Annotated in this window: 16 protein-coding genes; 5 read left to right on the plus strand and 11 right to left on the minus strand. The window is 61.4% G+C overall.

Features of this window, described 5'->3' with window-relative positions:
* Positions 1–116: 116 nt before the first annotated feature.
* Positions 117–1,958 carry a dihydroxy-acid dehydratase gene (gene ilvD / locus C7477_RS04980; RefSeq protein WP_110749636.1) on the plus strand — a complete coding sequence of 614 codons (1,842 nt, stop codon included), beginning with the start codon at positions 117–119 and terminating at the stop codon, positions 1,956–1,958.
* A 22-nt stretch (positions 1,959–1,980) separates the two neighbouring features.
* Here ilvD and C7477_RS04985 read toward each other — a convergent pair whose 3' ends face one another.
* Genes C7477_RS04985 through ccmA form a run of 7 tightly spaced genes read right to left on the minus strand, consistent with a single transcriptional unit; the run spans position 1,981 to position 5,532 of the window.
* On the minus strand, positions 1,981–2,241 hold the full coding sequence (locus C7477_RS04985) for an HAD family hydrolase (protein ID WP_110749638.1): 261 nt from the start codon (positions 2,239–2,241) through the stop codon (positions 1,981–1,983).
* Positions 2,238–2,648 (minus strand): HAD family hydrolase, encoded by a 411-nt coding sequence (locus C7477_RS04990; RefSeq protein ID WP_110749640.1) that lies wholly within the window; start codon positions 2,646–2,648, stop codon positions 2,238–2,240. The genes C7477_RS04985 and C7477_RS04990 overlap by 4 nt, the downstream gene beginning before the upstream one ends.
* A 45-nt stretch (positions 2,649–2,693) precedes the next feature.
* Positions 2,694–3,287, minus strand: coding sequence for a DsbE family thiol:disulfide interchange protein (locus C7477_RS04995; protein WP_110749642.1), 594 nt, complete (start codon positions 3,285–3,287; stop codon positions 2,694–2,696).
* The gene (ccmD, locus tag C7477_RS05000; RefSeq protein ID WP_110749644.1) at positions 3,284–3,448 is read right to left on the minus strand and encodes a heme exporter protein CcmD; all 165 of its coding nucleotides are present in this window, start codon (positions 3,446–3,448) and stop codon (positions 3,284–3,286) included. Before ccmD ends, C7477_RS04995 begins: the two co-directional genes overlap by 4 nt.
* Complete coding sequence (locus C7477_RS05005; protein WP_110749817.1) at positions 3,445–4,218, minus strand: heme ABC transporter permease; 774 nt, start codon at positions 4,216–4,218, stop codon at positions 3,445–3,447. Before C7477_RS05005 ends, ccmD begins: the two co-directional genes overlap by 4 nt.
* Before the next feature lie 46 nt (positions 4,219–4,264).
* Positions 4,265–4,930: a heme exporter protein CcmB gene (gene ccmB, locus C7477_RS05010; RefSeq protein ID WP_110749646.1), complete on the minus strand. Its 666-nt coding sequence runs from the start codon at positions 4,928–4,930 to the stop codon at positions 4,265–4,267.
* Positions 4,927–5,532 carry a heme ABC exporter ATP-binding protein CcmA gene (ccmA, locus tag C7477_RS05015; protein WP_110749819.1) on the minus strand — a complete coding sequence of 202 codons (606 nt, stop codon included), beginning with the start codon at positions 5,530–5,532 and terminating at the stop codon, positions 4,927–4,929. Before ccmA ends, ccmB begins: the two co-directional genes overlap by 4 nt.
* 287 nt (positions 5,533–5,819) lie before the next feature.
* Here ccmA and acnA point away from each other — a divergent pair, with 287 nt between their 5' ends.
* From acnA to C7477_RS05035, 3 genes are all read left to right on the plus strand, one after another.
* Entirely contained in the window at positions 5,820–8,507 is a 2,688-nt protein-coding gene (gene acnA, locus C7477_RS05025; protein WP_110749649.1) for an aconitate hydratase AcnA, read from the plus strand.
* A 288-nt stretch (positions 8,508–8,795) separates the two neighbouring features.
* Positions 8,796–9,521: a DUF1223 domain-containing protein gene (locus C7477_RS05030; protein ID WP_110749821.1), complete on the plus strand. Its 726-nt coding sequence runs from the start codon at positions 8,796–8,798 to the stop codon at positions 9,519–9,521.
* Positions 9,522–9,928: 407 nt separating this feature from the next.
* A complete protein-coding gene (locus C7477_RS05035) occupies positions 9,929–10,318 on the plus strand; it encodes a DUF2794 domain-containing protein (RefSeq protein ID WP_110749651.1) in 390 nt (129 codons plus the stop codon).
* Positions 10,319–10,359: 41 nt separating this feature from the next.
* Here the strand turns inward: C7477_RS05035 and C7477_RS05040 are convergent, their stop codons facing one another.
* Entirely contained in the window at positions 10,360–11,253 is an 894-nt protein-coding gene (locus C7477_RS05040; protein ID WP_181418353.1) for a LysR family transcriptional regulator, read from the minus strand.
* A gap of 94 nt (positions 11,254–11,347) precedes the next feature.
* On the opposite strand from C7477_RS05040, the gene C7477_RS05045 reads away from it, so the two are divergent.
* Complete coding sequence (locus C7477_RS05045) at positions 11,348–12,220, plus strand: aldo/keto reductase family oxidoreductase (protein WP_110749655.1); 873 nt, start codon at positions 11,348–11,350, stop codon at positions 12,218–12,220.
* An 82-nt stretch (positions 12,221–12,302) separates the two neighbouring features.
* On the opposite strand, the gene C7477_RS05050 is transcribed toward C7477_RS05045, so the two are convergent.
* From C7477_RS05050 to C7477_RS05060, 3 genes are all read right to left on the minus strand, one after another.
* Entirely contained in the window at positions 12,303–13,037 is a 735-nt protein-coding gene (locus C7477_RS05050) for a Bax inhibitor-1/YccA family protein (protein ID WP_110749657.1), read from the minus strand.
* A gap of 215 nt (positions 13,038–13,252) precedes the next feature.
* A complete protein-coding gene (locus tag C7477_RS05055) occupies positions 13,253–15,805 on the minus strand; it encodes an ABC transporter permease (protein WP_110749659.1) in 2,553 nt (850 codons plus the stop codon).
* Positions 15,802–16,503 carry an ABC transporter ATP-binding protein gene (locus C7477_RS05060; RefSeq protein ID WP_181418354.1) on the minus strand — a complete coding sequence of 234 codons (702 nt, stop codon included), beginning with the start codon at positions 16,501–16,503 and terminating at the stop codon, positions 15,802–15,804. Before C7477_RS05060 ends, C7477_RS05055 begins: the two co-directional genes overlap by 4 nt.
* Positions 16,504–16,539 lie beyond the last annotated feature (36 nt).

A 16,539-nucleotide genomic window follows, 5' to 3' on the forward strand; every position in this document is an offset into this window, starting at 1 on the left:
AGGAGGTGCCTTGAAAAATGGTCCTCATGGGGCAATTTGCGCTTTGCGTGTCAGAGACCCGCTCCGTTAAGACCATCAATCAGACCTAGAGATTTATTCCGGCAAGGATTTGCACGATGCCCGCTTATCGTTCACGTACCACCACCCATGGCCGCAACATGGCCGGCGCGCGCGGCCTGTGGCGCGCTACAGGCATGAAGGACGCGGATTTCGGCAAGCCGATCATCGCGGTCGTGAACTCGTTCACCCAGTTCGTGCCGGGCCATGTGCATCTGAAGGATCTGGGCCAGCTCGTCGCCCGCGAGATTGAAAGCGCCGGCGGCGTCGCCAAGGAGTTCAACACCATCGCGGTCGATGACGGCATCGCCATGGGCCATGACGGCATGCTCTATTCGCTGCCCTCGCGCGAGATCATTGCCGACTCGGTCGAATACATGGTCAACGCCCATTGCGCCGATGCCATGGTCTGCATTTCCAATTGCGACAAGATCACGCCCGGCATGCTGATGGCGGCGCTCCGGCTCAACATCCCCGTCGTGTTCGTCTCCGGCGGCCCGATGGAAGCCGGCAAGGTGGTCTGGGAAGACAAGGAAAAGAAGCTCGATCTGGTCGACGCCATGGTCGCCGCAGCCGACGATCGCATCTCCGACGAGGAGGTGCAGGCCATCGAGCGCTCGGCCTGCCCGACCTGCGGCTCCTGCTCCGGCATGTTCACCGCCAATTCGATGAACTGCCTGACCGAGGCGCTTGGTCTGTCGCTACCCGGCAATGGCTCGACGCTCGCCACCCATGCGGACCGCAAACGGCTCTTCGTCGAGGCGGGCCATCTGATCGTCGATCTCGCCCGCCGTTACTATGAGCAGGACGACGAAAGCGTGCTGCCGCGCTCGATCGCCAGCTTCGCCGCGTTTGAAAACGCCATGACGCTCGACATTGCCATGGGCGGCTCGACCAACACGGTCCTGCACCTTCTCGCCGCCGCGCATGAAGGCGAGATCGATTTCACCATGTCGGATATCGACCGCCTCTCCCGCCGCGTCCCCGTGCTTTGCAAGGTCGCGCCGGCAATCGCCAATGTTCACATGGAAGACGTCCACCATGCCGGCGGCATCATGGGCATTCTGGGCGAACTCGACCGCGCGGGACTGCTCGATACCTCGGTCGGTTCGGTTCACGCGGAATCGCTGGGGCAAGCGCTCGACCGCTGGGATGTGAAGCGGACGCAGAACAAATCCGTGCATGATTTCTTCCGCGCCGCCCCCGGCGGTGTGCCGACGCAGGTGGCTTTCAGTCAGGACCGCCGTTTCGATGCCGTCGATCTCGATCGCGAGACGGGCGTCATCCGCAATGTCGAGCACGCCTATTCCAGAGATGGCGGCCTTGCCGTGCTCTACGGCAATCTGGCCGAGGATGGCTGCATCGTGAAGACGGCCGGCGTCGATGATTCGATCCTGAAATTTGCTGGTCCTGCCCGCATTTTCGAAAGCCAGGATTCGGCGGTGCTTGGCATTCTCAACGGCAAGATCGTGCCGGGCGATATCGTGCTGATCCGCTATGAAGGCCCGCGCGGCGGCCCAGGCATGCAGGAGATGCTCTATCCTACCAGTTACCTGAAATCGAAGGGGCTGGGCAAGGCTTGCGCCCTCATCACCGACGGCCGCTTCTCCGGCGGCTCGTCCGGCCTTTCCATCGGCCACGTCTCGCCGGAAGCGGCGGAAGGCGGCGCGATCGGGCTGGTCGAGGAAGGCGATATCATCGAGATCGATATCCCGAATCGCAAGATCCATCTCGCTGTGGACGACGCCGAACTAGCCCGTCGCCGCGAGGCGATGGAGGCAAAGGGCGACAAAGCCTGGAAGCCGACCGAAGAGCGCAAGCGCAAGGTGACGACGGCGCTGAGGGCTTATGCGGCCATGGCAACGAGCGCGGCGAGGGGAGCGGTGCGGCAGGTGCCTTAACTGGGTACGGCTCACCTTCTTGCTAAAGAGCTGCTAATCGTGCGGGAAGTTCTTTGAGACTTTCGATAATTGCATCTGCGCGAGAGGTATCCAGAATTTTGGATTGGATGAGGGCCCAAGGCCCTCGTCTGATGAATATAGTGCGCAGCCCGGCTTCAGATGCGGGGATCACATCATTATCCAAGCGATCGCCAACATAGGCGATTTCTGACGGATGTACTTTTGCTTCGGAGATTATACGCTTAAAAAATGCAACTGATGGCTTCTCAATGCCCCAGCTCATTGAGGCTTCTCAATGCCCCAGCTCATTGAGGAAGCAACAATCTGTGCCCGCACGCCGCATTCAGCCAATGCACGCTCGGTTTCTTTTGGCTGGTTTCCAGCAATCCCTACTATGTAACCATCGGCTGCGAGCCGCTTCAAGGTTGGAACGGCATCCTCATAAAGATCATCTGGGCGAATTAGGTAATCCAAGCCACGGCGCTTCCGCTCGGCTTTTGCTTGCTCATAGTCGAAAGCCTGATCAAAATAAGTAAAAACCTCGCGGTGATGACCGCCCCTTTGGATAACGGCTCCGAGTGCCGCCGCGAAACAGAATTTGGAAACATCGAGCCAATCAGCCCATTCGTGCCATTGTCGGGTTTCGTTTACAAGCGTTTCGCCTACATCGAAGAACACGGCTCTGATCAAGCGGACCTCCCATTATAACTCGAAGGGCAAGTTCAGCAATTAAACTTAGCCTCGTGGCGCAATGGCCTTTTCTATAATAGGCATCAGCTCATTACGAATCGAAACCGGATCGAACGGCCCGACATGCTTGTAAATGATCCTCCCGTCGCGCCCGACAAGGAATGTTTCCGGCACGCCATAGACGCCCCATTCGATGGCAGCGCGGCCTGTTGCATCCGTCCCTACCGCTGAGAACGGGTTGCCGAGCTGGTCGAGAAAGCCGCGGGCGTTCTCTGGCTTGTCCTTGTAATTGAGCCCGACGAGGCGGATGCGCTCGTCTTTTGCAAGTTGCATCAGGAGCGGGTGCTCGACGCGACAGGGCACACACCACGACGCCCACACGTTCACCAGCGTCACCTGACCGGCGAAGGCCGCCGGATCGAGGCCCGGCATGGGTTTTCCGCCTTTTAAAAGGCCGTCTACCGGCGGCAGCGTCATTATCGGCGCGGGCTTGCCGATCAGCGCGGAGGGGACGACGCTTTCGTCCCGTCCCGACAGAAGCTGAACGGTGAAAATCGCCGCCAGCGCAAGGAAAATGGCGAGCGGCAGGAGCGCCAGCGGAAGCCGGCGGCGCGGGCTTGCTGCCTCGCCGTCGCTCATGTTTCCTGCGCCTTCTGCGAGCGCCGGCGGATGCCTTGCGCTTCCAGCCGCTGCAACTCCATGCGCTGTACCCGCTGGTCTATCAATAGCCACGCGACGAGCCCTAGGAGCACGGCCAGCGAAATGCCATAGGAGAGAAGCACGAAGGCGAGGTGGCTCATGCCGGTTGCGCCTCGCTTTGGTCGGCCTTTCGCGCCGCCATGCGCCGCATCGCGATGACGCGGCGGCGCCAGATCTCGTTGCGCATCGCCATCATATGCAGCGTGAAGAACAGGAGCGTGAAGCCCAGCGCCATGACCAGAAGCGGCCAAAGCAGCGACGGATCGATGGCCGAGCCGCCGGCGCGCAGCACCGATGCCGGTTGGTGCAGCGTGTTCCACCAATCGACCGAGAATTTGATGATCGGGATGTTGACGAAGCCGACCAATGTCAGCACGGCGGCGGCTCTGGCCGATTTCGCCGGATCGTCCAGCGCGCGCGACAGCGCGATGATGCCGAGATACATCAGGAAAAGCACGAAGACGGAGGTGAGCCGCGCATCCCACACCCACCATGTGCCCCACATCGGCTTGCCCCAGAGCGAGCCGGTGATGAGCGCAAGCGCTGTGAACGCCGCGCCGATGGGGGCCGCTGCCTTGGCGCAGACATCGGCGAGCGGATGCCGCCAGACCAGCGTGCCGAGCGCCGCGAGAGCCATTAGCGTGTAGCACATCATCGAAAGCCAGGCGAAAGGCACATGAATGAACATGATCTTGACGGTCATGCCCTGCTGGTAATCATCAGGCGCATTGATGGACATAGTAAGCCCGATCGCCAGAACCAGTGCCGACAATCCCGCGAGCCACGGCAGAAGCATTCCCGCCAGCGACAGGAAGCGCGCCGGGTTGGCCAGGTCAAGCAGTTTCAAGGGTTGGGCGGTGGTTTCGGACATAAACACCTTCATAACCTTGATGGATAAATCCGGCAATTCATCCACATCAATCAGTGGATAATTTCAGCGCCGCCGCCGCCGCGAGCGGGCCGATCACCGCGAAGAACAGGGTGATTGCGGCGAGGATGAGAAAAGGCGCAAGGAACGGCGCGCCCTTTGCCGTTGCACCATAGGCCGCCGAAACCCCGAAAATCAGCACCGGCACCGTCAGCGGCAGCACGATCACCGAGACGAGCAGCCCACCGCGCGGCAGCGAAACAGCCAGCGCCGCCCCCACCGCTCCGATCAGCGTGATGGCCGGCGTTCCGACGAGAAGGGTCAGCGCTGTGCCGCCGATTGCCGTCGGGGGCATATTCATGAACAGCCCGAGCAGCGGCGCGGCGGCCACCAGCGGTAGTACGCTCGCCGTCCAGTGCGCCAGGCATTTGACGAGCACCGTGACGCTCAACATGTGCCGGTCGGCGGCCATGACGAGAAGATCGAGCGAGCCGTCCTCACGATCAGCCTGGAACAGCCGGTCGAGCCCGAGCAGCGCCGCCAGTAGCGCGCCGATCCAAAGAATGGCCGGCCCGATGCGGGAGAGGAGCGCCAGATCCGGCCCGACGCCGAACGGCACCACCGTAATCACCGCGAGAAAGAACAATATGCCGACCAGCGCCCCGCCACCGGCCCGCAGCGCGAGGCGAAAATCGCGGATGAAGAGGGCGTTCATCCCTGTCCTCTCATCGCCAATTCCTGCGCCCCATCGAGCCCGAGCGGTAGATGCGTCGCCGCAACGATGATGCCGCCTTCGTCAAGATGCCCGCGCATGAACCCTGCGAATCGGTCTTCCGAAACCTTGTCCAGCCCCGCCGTCGGCTCATCGAGCAACCAGACCGGGCGATAGCTCACCAGCAGTTTCGCGATGGATACCCGCCGCTTCTGGCCGGTCGAGAGATAGCCGAAGGGGAAGTGGTCGATCCCTTCCAGACCAACCGTATCGAGCGCTTCATCGATATTCATCCGCCTCTCGCCGTTGAAATCCTGCCAGAAGGCGAGATTTTCTTGCACGCTTAAAGCGGGTTTCATGGCATTGGTATGGCCGAGATAATGGCAGGCGGATTGCAAATCGGGGAAGCGATCGCCGCCTTCCAGCCGGACACTGCCCGAAAGCGGCGGCAATAGCCCGGCGATGATTCGCAGCAAAGTCGATTTGCCCGCCCCGTTAGGGCCCGTCACGATGAGCGCACCGCCCGCTTCGATCACAAATTCGAGATCGGCGAAGATCGTTTCCCCGCTGCGTTCCGCGCTTAAATTCCGGGCCAAAAGCCGCATTTGCTCATCCGCCAGCTTGGAAATCCCCGCCGCAACAATTCGCCGCAAGCGCTGATTTCGCGCAATAACAGTCTGGAACGTTTACAGGAAACTCTTTATATAGCGGCTACCATGCCAGCGGTCGGTGTGGAAACCATTTTTGGCCGATCTCAGATGTTCGCTTTTCGAAGCGGGCCACGGGACGGACAGCGGAAATGACTGCACCCGCACCTTGAGCCGCGTCCTTGAAACGTGAGCATTAGGCGTTCGTCTCGGGTTTCGGCCCAGCAGCATAAGGACGAACGTTCGTGTCACATATCGACAGCTTCAAATGCCGTAAAACCCTCACCGTGGGGGACAAGGAATATGTCTATTACAGCCTGGTCGAGGCCGAGAAGAACGGCCTGGAGGGCATTTCCCGGCTGCCATTCACGATGAAGGTTCTGCTTGAGAACCTGCTTCGCTTCGAGGACGATCGCTCCGTCAAGAAAGCCGACATCGAGAACATCGCCAAATGGTTGACCGACCGCGGCAGTGCGGGCGCGGAAATCGCCTATCGCCCGGCGCGCGTCCTGATGCAGGATTTTACCGGCGTTCCCGCAGTCGTCGATCTCGCCGCCATGCGCGACGCCATGGTTTCACTCGGCGGCGATCCCGAAAAGATCAATCCGCTCGTTCCCGTCGATCTCGTCATCGACCATTCGGTCATCGTCGACGAGTTCGGCAACGCGCAGGCACTCAAGCGCAATGTCGATCTCGAATATGAGCGTAACGGCGAACGCTACCGTTTCCTGAAATGGGGCCAGCAGGCGTTCCGCAATTTCCGCGTCGTGCCGCCCGGCACCGGCATCTGCCATCAGGTGAACCTTGAATATCTGGCGCAGGCCGTCTGGACCAAGGAAGAGGACGGCGTCATCGTCGCCTATCCCGATACCTGCGTCGGCACCGATTCCCACACCACGATGGTCAATGGCCTTGGCGTTCTTGGCTGGGGCGTCGGCGGTATCGAGGCTGAGGCGGCGATGTTGGGCCAGCCGGTTTCGATGCTCCTGCCAGAGGTCATCGGCTTCAGCCTGACCGGCAAGCTGAAGGAAGGCGTCACCGCCACCGATCTCGTGCTGACCGTCACGCAGATGCTGCGCAAGAAGGGCGTCGTCGGCAAGTTCGTCGAGTTCTTCGGCCCCGGCCTTGACAACATGACACTCGCCGACCGCGCCACCATCGGCAATATGGCGCCCGAATATGGCGCGACCTGCGGCTTCTTCCCCGTGGACGGGGAAACGCTGAACTATATGAACATGTCTGGCCGCGACGAAGAGCGGATCGCGCTCGTCGAGGCTTATACCCGCGCGCAGGGCATGTGGCGCGAATCCGGCTCGCTCGATCCGGTGTTTACCGACATTCTGGAGCTGGACCTCGGCGCTGTCGTGCCGTCCATGGCCGGTCCGAAACGCCCCGAAGGCCGCATCGCGCTTGAAGACATCGGCGCCGGCTTCGCCAAGTCGCTGGAGACGGAATACAAGAAGACCACCGGCCAGACCACGCGCTACGCGGTCGAAGGCGAAGCCTTCGACCTGGGCCATGGCGATGTCGTCATCGCCGCCATCACCTCCTGCACCAACACCTCCAATCCGAGCGTGCTGATCGCTGCAGGGCTTCTCGCCCGCAATGCGGTGGCCAAGGGTCTTAAGACCAAGCCCTGGGTCAAGACCTCGCTTGCGCCGGGTTCGCAGGTCGTTGCCGCCTATCTCGAAAGCGCCGGGCTGCAGAAGGACCTGGACGCGCTGGGCTTCAACCTCGTCGGTTTCGGCTGCACCACCTGCATCGGCAATTCCGGCCCTCTGCCCGCGCCGATTTCCAAGACCATCAATGACAAAGGCCTGATCGCCGCCGCCGTCCTCTCCGGCAACCGCAATTTCGAAGGCCGCGTCTCGCCGGATGTGCAGGCAAACTATCTCGCCTCGCCGCCGCTGGTCGTCGCCCATGCGTTGGCCGGAACCGTGACCAAGGACCTGACCAAGGAGCCGCTTGGCGAGGACAAGGATGGCAACCCGGTATTCCTCAGGGATATCTGGCCGTCCTCCCAGGAGATCCAGGAATTCATCGCCAGGAACGTCACCCGCAAGCTCTTCGCGGAAAAGTACGCCGACGTCTTCAAGGGCGACGAAAACTGGCAGGCGGTGCAGATTCCCGCAGGTCAGACCTACACCTGGGACGACCAGTCCACCTATGTGCAGAACCCGCCCTATTTCGTCGGCATGGGCAAGACGCCCGGCAAGATCGACGATATCAAGGGTGCGCGCGTCCTCGGCCTCTTCGGCGACAAGATCACCACCGACCACATCTCTCCGGCAGGCTCCATCAAGGTGCAGTCCCCGGCCGGCTCCTATCTCATGGATCATGGCGTGGGCGTCGCCGATTTCAACCAGTACGGCACCCGGCGCGGCAATCATGAGGTGATGATGCGCGGTACCTTCGCCAATATCCGCATCCGCAACTGGATGCTGGGCGAGAATGGACGCGAGGGTGGCTACACGATCCATTATCCTACCAAGGAAGAAATGCCGATCTACGACGCCGCCATGCAGTACCGTGCCGAAGGCGTGCCGCTGGTGATCTTCGCCGGCATCGAATATGGCAACGGCTCCTCGCGCGACTGGGCGGCCAAGGGAACGAACCTCCTGGGTGTCCGCGCGGTCATCGCCCAGTCCTTCGAGCGTATCCACCGCTCGAATCTGGTCGGCATGGGCGTCGTCCCCTTCGTTTTCGACGAGGGCGTCAGCTGGAAATCGCTGGGCCTCAAGGGCGACGAAACGGTCGAGATCGACGGCCTCAACGACATCAAGCCGCGCCAGAAGACGGTCGCCAAGGTCACCTATGGCGATGGCACGGTGAAGGAGGTGCCGATCTGGTGCCGCATCGATACGCTCGATGAGCTCGATTACATGAAGAACGGCGGCATCCTGCAATACGTCCTGCGTGATCTGGCCGCCTGATTCTTCATTTGCCATCCAAGAAAACGAGCCGCCGGAGCAATCCGGCGGCTTTTTTCATTAACAATAACCCCAATGTGACTTCTCGTTGATCCAGCGATTGCCTAAAAGTAATTGCGGGTATCGCTTGTGATAGCGGCGTCCCGCGGAGCAATAGCCGGAGGAAGATCTTTGGAACCGACCGTCAGCCGATATTTCCACGCTCCAAACGCGCGGAATCTTTCGCTGTTTGCCGGTCTTCTTGCCTTTTCCGCGCAATTTTCCCCGGCTATCGCGCGTGAGGCGGACGATATGTATGGGCCACGAGCCGCCTCTTCCAGCCGTGGCGTGGTTGAACTCTTCACCAGTCAGGGCTGTGTTTCCTGCCCGCCGGCCGATGTCACATTGAGCGAGCTTGCCAATCGGTCGGATGTCGTGGCGCTCTCCTTCCATGTCGATTATTGGGATTATCTGGGCTGGCGCGACACGCTCGCGACACCGGAAAATACGGCGCGCCAGAATGCGTATCGCAACGCCATGAAGGCGCGCATGATCTATACCCCGCAGGTTATTGTGAACGGCCGGGTTGAGATCAACGGCAACAATGCGGAAGGCATCAAATCAGGTATCGCGCGGATGGCTAGCGGCCCGGGTGGCCTCAGCGTACCTGTTGCTATTACCAGACAGGACGGCCAGCGCATCGTCATCGAGGTGGGGTCTGGCAAGAAACCCGAGACGCCCGTGCATCTCATCGTTGCCTATTTCGATGATCAGGCGACCGTCCCCATCGGCAAGGGCGAAAACAGCGGACGCGCGGTAACCTATCGCAACGCGGTTCGCGATATCGAAACGATCGGCATGTGGGATGGCAAGCCGCTCCGCGTCGAGATTCCCGCCTCGGAACTGGCGAACAAAAAGGCGTCCGGCTGCGCGGTGCTTTTGCAGGAGGTAGGTAACGATAATCGTCTGGGCGGCATTTTGGGCGCATCGATGCTGCGCCGGGGCGCTGACCGGCTGGTGGACTTTTCAGAAAAATGAAGAAGTTTCGGATAAAAAAGAGGCCGGCATTTGCCAGCCCAAAGCTGTCGTGGCTGTTGCCATTTGCGGCTTCTAAAAAGCTGAGTGGTTTTTAGAAGCCTTTAAGGCATGGCGCCTTTGTTGCTGGTTCGGTCCGGACAGCCCATTGGGCGGGGGGCTTGGGGTTGGGCATGTCCAGACCGAACCGTCTCAGGCAACGGGTGGAATGTGCTGGCATAATCGGGCTGCAATGCGAACGGTAAAAGGCGAAAATGTGGCGCTCCGTCACCTATGGATACAGGGTGTAGCGTTTCGTGAGGAATGGGCTGATTTTTAACCGAAGGGTTCAATTTATCTTGAAAAGCGGCCCGCGAGGCTTCACTTTTCATTCATGGAATTGTCATCGGCACTGAGCTGAAGAGGATCTGATGGACGGTGGCGGAAACAAGAGTTCATCCGAAATCGAGGCGCCAACCGTCTCCATCGATGCGGCAAGAGCTGGACGGCAACGGCATACACCGCCGGTAACGTTCAACCGCCATGAACTCAATCAAGTCCTGCGTATCTATGGGCAAATGGTCTGTTCCGGTGAATGGCGGGATTATGCCATCGACCATTTGGACGACCGCGCCGTCTTCTCGATCTTTCGCCGCGCCAGCGAGGTTCCGTTGTTTCGCATCGAGAAAAACCCGAAACTGGCGCAGCGGCAGGGCGCCTATTGCGTCATCGCCGCCAGCGGCTTGATATTGAAGCGCGGTCACGAGCTGGATCGCGTCCTGCGGGTCTTCGACAAAAGCCTGCGGCTGGTTCAGTGGTGATAACTGCGGTTAAAAATTTGCCGGAATAGCTTGAAACAACTCTACCCCTTGATGAAATCTATGAAAGCCCGGAGCGGCGCGGGCACGAGGCGTCGTCCGGGATAGTAAAGAAACGGGCCGGAAAAGCGCGGCCACCAGGGTTCGAGCACGGGTTCAAGAGCACCGCTTTCGAAATGCGGACGCAGCCAGTCCTCGAATAGCCCGACGATGCCGAGGCCGGCGATTGCCGCGTCGACGGCAAGATCGACGGCCCCGCCGGCCTGCACGATCAGCGGCCCTGTGGGGTCGATCAGCACACTCTCGCCGTCGCGCTCGAACTCCCATGGCGGCATCGCGCCGCTGGGAAAGCGGTGGCGCAGGCAGGCATGGTCGAGCAGATCGCGCGGATGCTGCGGCCGGCCTCGGGTCTCGAGATAGGCCGGAGAGGCGGCGATAGCGTAGCGCTGGATACGCGGCCCTATCGGCACCGCGATCATATCCTGCTCCAGTCGCTCTTCGTAGCGAATGCCGGCATCGCACCCGGCGGCAAGCACGTCGACGAAGCTTTCCTCGGTGATCACCTCCAGCCGGATATCGGGATAGGCGGTGAGAAAATGTGGAACGATGCCGGGCAATACCAGCCGCGCCGCGCTGACCGGTACGTTAAGGCGCAAGAGACCCGCCGGCCTGTCGCGATAGTGGTTCGCCACGTCCAGCGCGGCTTCGACTTCCGTCAGCGCCGGGCCAAGCCGTTCCAGAAGACCTTTACCCGCTTCGGTCAGAACAACGCTGCGCGTCGTCCGGTTGAAAAGCCTGACGCCGAGTTGCGCTTCAAGCCGCCGCACCGCCTCGCTGAGGCCCGATGCGCTTGACCCGCTGGCGCGAGCGCCATCGCGAAAACCACCCGCACGCGCCACTGCCACGAAGGCGTTGAGATCTCCCAGATCGATTTTTATTGTTCGCATCTCCGCACAAGCTGTGCCGATTGTACCTGATTGTCGCCGGAACGGACAATGCTTATCTCCAGTTTATCAAACAAGGAGATCGATCATGTCGAATACCGGCCTATCAGACACCTATATGCTCGGCGACCGCACGGTGAACCGGCTTGGCTATGGCGCCATGCAGTTGGCAGGCCCTGGCGTATTCGGGCCGCCGAAGGATCACGATGCCGCTTTGGCGGTGTTGCGCGCGGCGGTGGAAAGTGGCGTCAACCACATCGACACCAGCGATTTCTACGGGCCCCACGTCACCAACAAACTGATCCGCGAGGCGCTCCATCCTTATCCTGATGATCTCGTCATCGTTACCAAGATCGGCGCAAGGCGTGGGTCAGATGCCTCGTGGCTTCCTGCGTTCTCGCCTGAGGAGCTGACCAAAGCCGTGCACGATAATCTGCGCAATCTCGGTCTCACTGTGCTTGATGTGGTCAACCTTCGCATCCTGTTCGATCCGCATGGCCCTGCCGAAGGGTCGATCGAGGCGCCGCTGACCGCTCTTGCCGAACTCAAGCGGCAAGGCCTTGTGCGTCACATCGGCCTGAGTAACGTCACGCCGGCGCAGCTCGCGGAAGGGCGCGGGATCACGGAGATCGTCTGCGTACAGAACATGTACAATATCGCGCACCGGTCGGACGATGCGATGATTGACGAACTCGCTCGCGACGGCATTGCCTATGTGCCATTCTTCCCGCTGGGTGGTTTCACGCCGCTGCAGTCTTCTACACTGTCGGATGTAGCCCGTCGCCTGGGCGCCACGCCCATGCAGGTGGCGCTCGCCTGGCTGCTGCACCGCGCGCCCAACATTCTCCTCATCCCCGGCACCTCATCCCTCGAGCATCTGAAGGAGAATCTCGCCGTGGCGGAAATCGAACTGCCGGAGGAAGTGCTTGCAGAGCTGGACGGAATGAAGAGCATCGCTTGAAGCCGGCTCCGGGGCCGGTTCGTTCATAAATAAAAAGGGCAGCGTTTCCGCTGCCCTTTGCATTTCGTATTGGTTCCGAACATCAGTTCCGGTTGTTGCCCATGAACTGGAGCAGGAACATGAACATGTTGATGAAGTCGAGATAGAGCCTCAGCGCGCCCATCACGATCTTGCGGCCCATCGTGTCGGATGAGTCGCCTTCGAAATACATTTCCTTGATCTGCTGTGTGTCGAATGCCGTCAGGCCGGCGAAGATCAGGACGCCGAGAACCGAGATGGCGAACTGCAGTGCAGTCGAGCCAAGGAAAATATTGACGACCGAGGCGATGATCAGGCCGAACACGCCCATGATCAGGAACGAGCCCATCGCGGAGAGATCCCGCTTGGTCGTGTAGCCATAGAGCGACAGCGCGCCGAACGAGGCGGCGGTCACGAAGAACGTTCGCACGATGGACTGGCCGGTGAAGACCAGGAAGATGGACGACAGCGACAGGCCGACGAGGGCGGCATAGCCCCAGAAGACCGCTCGCGCCGTGCCGACGCTCAGGCTTTCGATGCGGAAGCTCAGGAAAAATACGGCGGCAAGCGGAGCCAGCATGATCACCCAGCGCAACGGGCTGGTGTAAAGAAGCTGGGCGAATGCCGGGTTCGACTGGGCGAGTACCGATGTGCCAAGAGCCGCGACGCCAGTTACGGCGAGACCCAGGGCCATCATGTTGTAGACGCCAAGCATATAGCTGCGGAGGCCCTGGTCGACGCCAGTGTCTACACGGACGCCAGCCGGGCTTCGGGCTTGCATGTTTCGATAGTCAACCATTTGTTTCCTCTTGCGTTGTCCCGTCCGGTGTCGGGGGCGCTCCCCAGGCGCCGCTGGCGGGACACCAGCATGCCTGCCCAAGATTATGGGGATTCACCGCGCCTTTCACAAGTACTTCTCCCATTTCTAGCATGATTTAGAGCGTGATCCCGAAAAGTTGCAGACTTTTCGGATAAGATTATGCGGTGAAATTTAGAGCATGATCCCAGCCATTGTCATGGGTTGCGCAGAACGGAAGCAGCCTTGTGGCCGAGCACGCGCCAAGTGCCCAGAAGGCCGAAGCCCACTGTCAGCACCAGCGCGATGACGACCGTCGAGAGCGCCACATCGGGCAAAAATTGCGCCTGAAGCTGCATCACGCGCGCCACCACATACCAGCCGGCGACGCCGCCGGCGAAAAGAGCGAAGACCGCCGTCGCCAGCCCCAGCATCAGATATTCCAGCGAAAACGCCTTGATCAGGGTGCGCCGCGTAGCGCCCAGCGTCTTCAGCACCACCGCATCGTGAATGCGCGCCCGGTTGCCCGCCGCCAGCGCCCCGCCGAGCACCAGAACCGAAGCGCCGAGCGCAACGGCCGCTGCCGCGCGAATGGCTGTCGCAAGCTGGCTGACCAGATTGTTGGCGACATCGATGGCATCCTTGACGCGCACCGAGGTGACGGCCGGAAAGCCTTGCGTCACCGCGCGCAGCACCTGTGCCTCCCGTTCAGGTGTGGCACTGGGCTCCGTCAGGGTCGCCAGCCATGCATGCGGCGCACCGGCGAAGGTGTTGGGCGAGAACACCATGACGAAATTGATGGCGAGCGATTCCCACTGCACCTGCCGGAAATTGGCGATCCTGGCGGTCACGTTGCGCCCGAGCACGTTGACCGTCACCGTATCGCCGAGCTTGAGGCCAAGCTCCTTGGCTTCCTTTTCGGAGAATGAGACGAGCGGCTCGCCGGAATAATCCTTGGGCCACCATTGCCCCCCGGTGAGCGTCGAGTTTTCCGGGATATTCTGCGCATAGGTGATGCCCCGGTCGCCGCGCAGCACCCATGCGCCCTGCGGCGGAATGGTGAGCTTGGTGACATCGGTGCCGTTGAGCGCCACGATGCGTCCGCGCAGCATCGGCGCGCTGACGATCTTGCCGTCTGGCGCTTCCTGCTGGAGCAGCTTCTTGAAATTGTCGACTTCCGCGCTCTGGATATCGACGAAGAAGAAGTTCGGCGCGTGCTCTGGAATACTCTCGGATATCTGGCGGCGCAGATTGCCGTCGATCAGCGCCAGCGCCACCAGCAGCGTCAGTCCGAGGCCGAGCGACAGGATCACCGAGGATGTGAGCGCGCCGGGGCGATGGATATTGCCGATGGCGAGCCGAAGCGCTGTAGAGCGCACGCGCGGCGCGCGGCGCGCCAGCCATTGCACTCCGGTCGCCACCGCCCGAAGAATCAGGAAGGCGAAAACCGTCGATACGATGAAGATCGTGGCGATCATCCGGTCATAGGCGAAATGGATGGCGAGGCCCGCCAGGAGCAGGATCAGCCCTGCCGCCACGATGACATAGACGGCGCGCGGCCAGCCGCGCTGGTCGAAGCCCTGTTCGCGGAAAAGCGCGGTGGCGGGAATGTCGCGGGCGCGCCCCAACGGCAGAATGGCAAAGGCGAGCGTCGTCACCACGCCGAAGATCGCGGCCATCGCCAGCGCACCCGGATAGATGCCGCCGGCATCGGCGACCGGCAGGAGAGAGGAAAGGCCAGCCGCCGCCGCATAGGGCGCTGCTATCGCAAGGACAAGGCCGATGGCGATGCCGATGAGGGCGATGATGAATATTTGTATGAGATAGGTGAGAAGCACGAAATTGGCGGGCGCGCCCAGGGATTTGAAGGTGGCGATGACGCCCCGCTTGCCGTCGAGATAGGCGCGCACCGCATTGGCGACTCCGACCCCGCCGACGATGAGGGCCGTCAGCCCGACGAGCGTCAGGAATTGCGAGAAGCGCTCGATATTGGCCGAAAGCGCAGGGGCCGCATTGCTGCGGGTGCGGATGCTCCACCCCGCTTGCGGAAATTTCTGCTGCGCTTGCGCTTCTATCGCCTTGATGCCGGCTTCAGTCGTCCCGGCGGGCAGGGCAAGCTTGTAGACGTGTTCGACAAGGCTTCCCGGCTGGATGAGACCCGATGCCCTGAGTCCGTCGAGCGAAACCATGAAGCGCGGCGCGAAGCCGAAGCCGTCCGACAGCATGTCGGGTTCGCTATTGATGATGCTGCGCAGTTCGAACGTCGCCTGCCCTAGCGCCACCCGGTCGCCGAGCTTGAGGTTGAGCCGGTCGAGAAGGCCTTGCGATGTGGCCGCGCCGTAGACGCCGTTCTTCGCGCCGAACAGGGCGCCGTGCGGCATCGCCGGCGCGGTCTCCAGCTTGCCGAAGAGCGGATAGGCATCATCGACCGCTTTCACCTCCACCAGCGATTGGTCGGAACCGTCGGGTAGCCGGACCATCGAGCGCATGGACGCGCTTTGCGCCAGCCGCCCCTCTCCCGCGAGGAAAGCATGTTCTTCAGGCGAGGCCTCGCGCTGGTTCAATTCGAACCGCATGTCGCCGCCGAGGATCGACTGCCCCTGTGTGGCAATGCCCTCGCCGATCGACTGCGCCACGGAGTTGACGCCGCCGATGGCCGCGACGCCAAGCGCGATGCAGGCAAGGAAGATGTAGAAGCCCGAAAGGCCGCCGCGCATCTCGCGCAAGGCGAAGCGAAGGGCCAGAGCAAGTCCAGGACGCCCGCCGCTCATGAATTCACCGCGACGATGCGCGTGGCGGCCTCGGTCGCATCCGGTTCGATTTGCCCGGAGCGCATGTGGATTTCGCGATTGCAGCGCGCGGCAAGCGCGGCATCATGCGTGACGAGGACCAGCGTCAGCCCCTGCTCGCGCTGCGCCTGAAAGAGGAGATCGGCGATCTTCGTGCCGGTGGCCGCATCGAGATTGCCGGTAGGCTCGTCGGCGATGAGTATCTTCGGCGAAGGCGCCAGCGCGCGGGCAATCGCCACGCGCTGCTGTTCGCCGCCGGAGAGTTCGCCCGGATAATGCGTCATGCGATGCTCGAGCCCGACCGCCTTCAATTCCCGCGCCGCGATTTCGAAGGCGTCGGGGTGACCGGCGAGTTCCAGCGGAACCGCCGCGTTTTCAAGCGCCGTCATGTTCGGGATCAAATGGAAGGACTGGAAGACGATGCCGATATTGCGGCCGCGAAACGCCGCCGCCTGATCCTCGCTCATCGCGTTGAGCTTTGCGCCCGCCACCGACACCGTGCCGCTGTCGATGCGCTCCAGCCCGGCCAGCACCATGAGCAGCGTCGATTTGCCCGAGCCTGATGGACCGACGATGCCGGTCGATTCGCCCGCTTCGATTGCAAGCGATACCCCTTTGAGAACATGCACCGTGGAAGCGCCGCTCCCGAGGGTCAGATGGACATCGTCGAGAGCGATCATGGGTTCTTTCACGGGCAGAAGTTCCTATATGCTGGA

The organism is Paramesorhizobium leguminum (assembly GCF_003217235.1).
Lineage (GTDB): Bacteria > Pseudomonadota > Alphaproteobacteria > Rhizobiales > Rhizobiaceae > Paramesorhizobium > Paramesorhizobium leguminum.

Bases quoted from the DNA above. Each gene is read 5' to 3' on its own strand.
- C7477_RS05055 (WP_110749659.1), bottom strand. From the start codon at position 15,805: ATGAGCGGCGGGCGTCCTGGACTTGCTCTGGCCCTTCGCTTCGCCTTG.
- C7477_RS04985 (WP_110749638.1), bottom strand. From the start codon at position 2,241: ATGAGCTGGGGCATTGAGAAGCCATCAGTTGCATTTTTTAAGCGTATA.
- C7477_RS05030 (WP_110749821.1), top strand. From the start codon at position 8,796: ATGTATGGGCCACGAGCCGCCTCTTCCAGCCGTGGCGTGGTTGAACTC.
- ccmA (WP_110749819.1), bottom strand. From the start codon at position 5,532: ATGCGGCTTTTGGCCCGGAATTTAAGCGCGGAACGCAGCGGGGAAACG.
- C7477_RS04995 (WP_110749642.1), bottom strand. From the start codon at position 3,287: ATGAGCGACGGCGAGGCAGCAAGCCCGCGCCGCCGGCTTCCGCTGGCG.
- C7477_RS05035 (WP_110749651.1), top strand. From the start codon at position 9,929: ATGGACGGTGGCGGAAACAAGAGTTCATCCGAAATCGAGGCGCCAACC.
- ilvD (WP_110749636.1), top strand. From the start codon at position 117: ATGCCCGCTTATCGTTCACGTACCACCACCCATGGCCGCAACATGGCC.
- ccmD (WP_110749644.1), bottom strand. From the start codon at position 3,448: ATGAGCCACCTCGCCTTCGTGCTTCTCTCCTATGGCATTTCGCTGGCC.
- C7477_RS05060 (WP_181418354.1), bottom strand. From the start codon at position 16,503: ATGATCGCTCTCGACGATGTCCATCTGACCCTCGGGAGCGGCGCTTCC.
- C7477_RS05050 (WP_110749657.1), bottom strand. From the start codon at position 13,037: ATGGTTGACTATCGAAACATGCAAGCCCGAAGCCCGGCTGGCGTCCGT.
- ccmB (WP_110749646.1), bottom strand. From the start codon at position 4,930: ATGAACGCCCTCTTCATCCGCGATTTTCGCCTCGCGCTGCGGGCCGGT.
- C7477_RS05005 (WP_110749817.1), bottom strand. From the start codon at position 4,218: ATGTCCGAAACCACCGCCCAACCCTTGAAACTGCTTGACCTGGCCAAC.
- C7477_RS05045 (WP_110749655.1), top strand. From the start codon at position 11,348: ATGTCGAATACCGGCCTATCAGACACCTATATGCTCGGCGACCGCACG.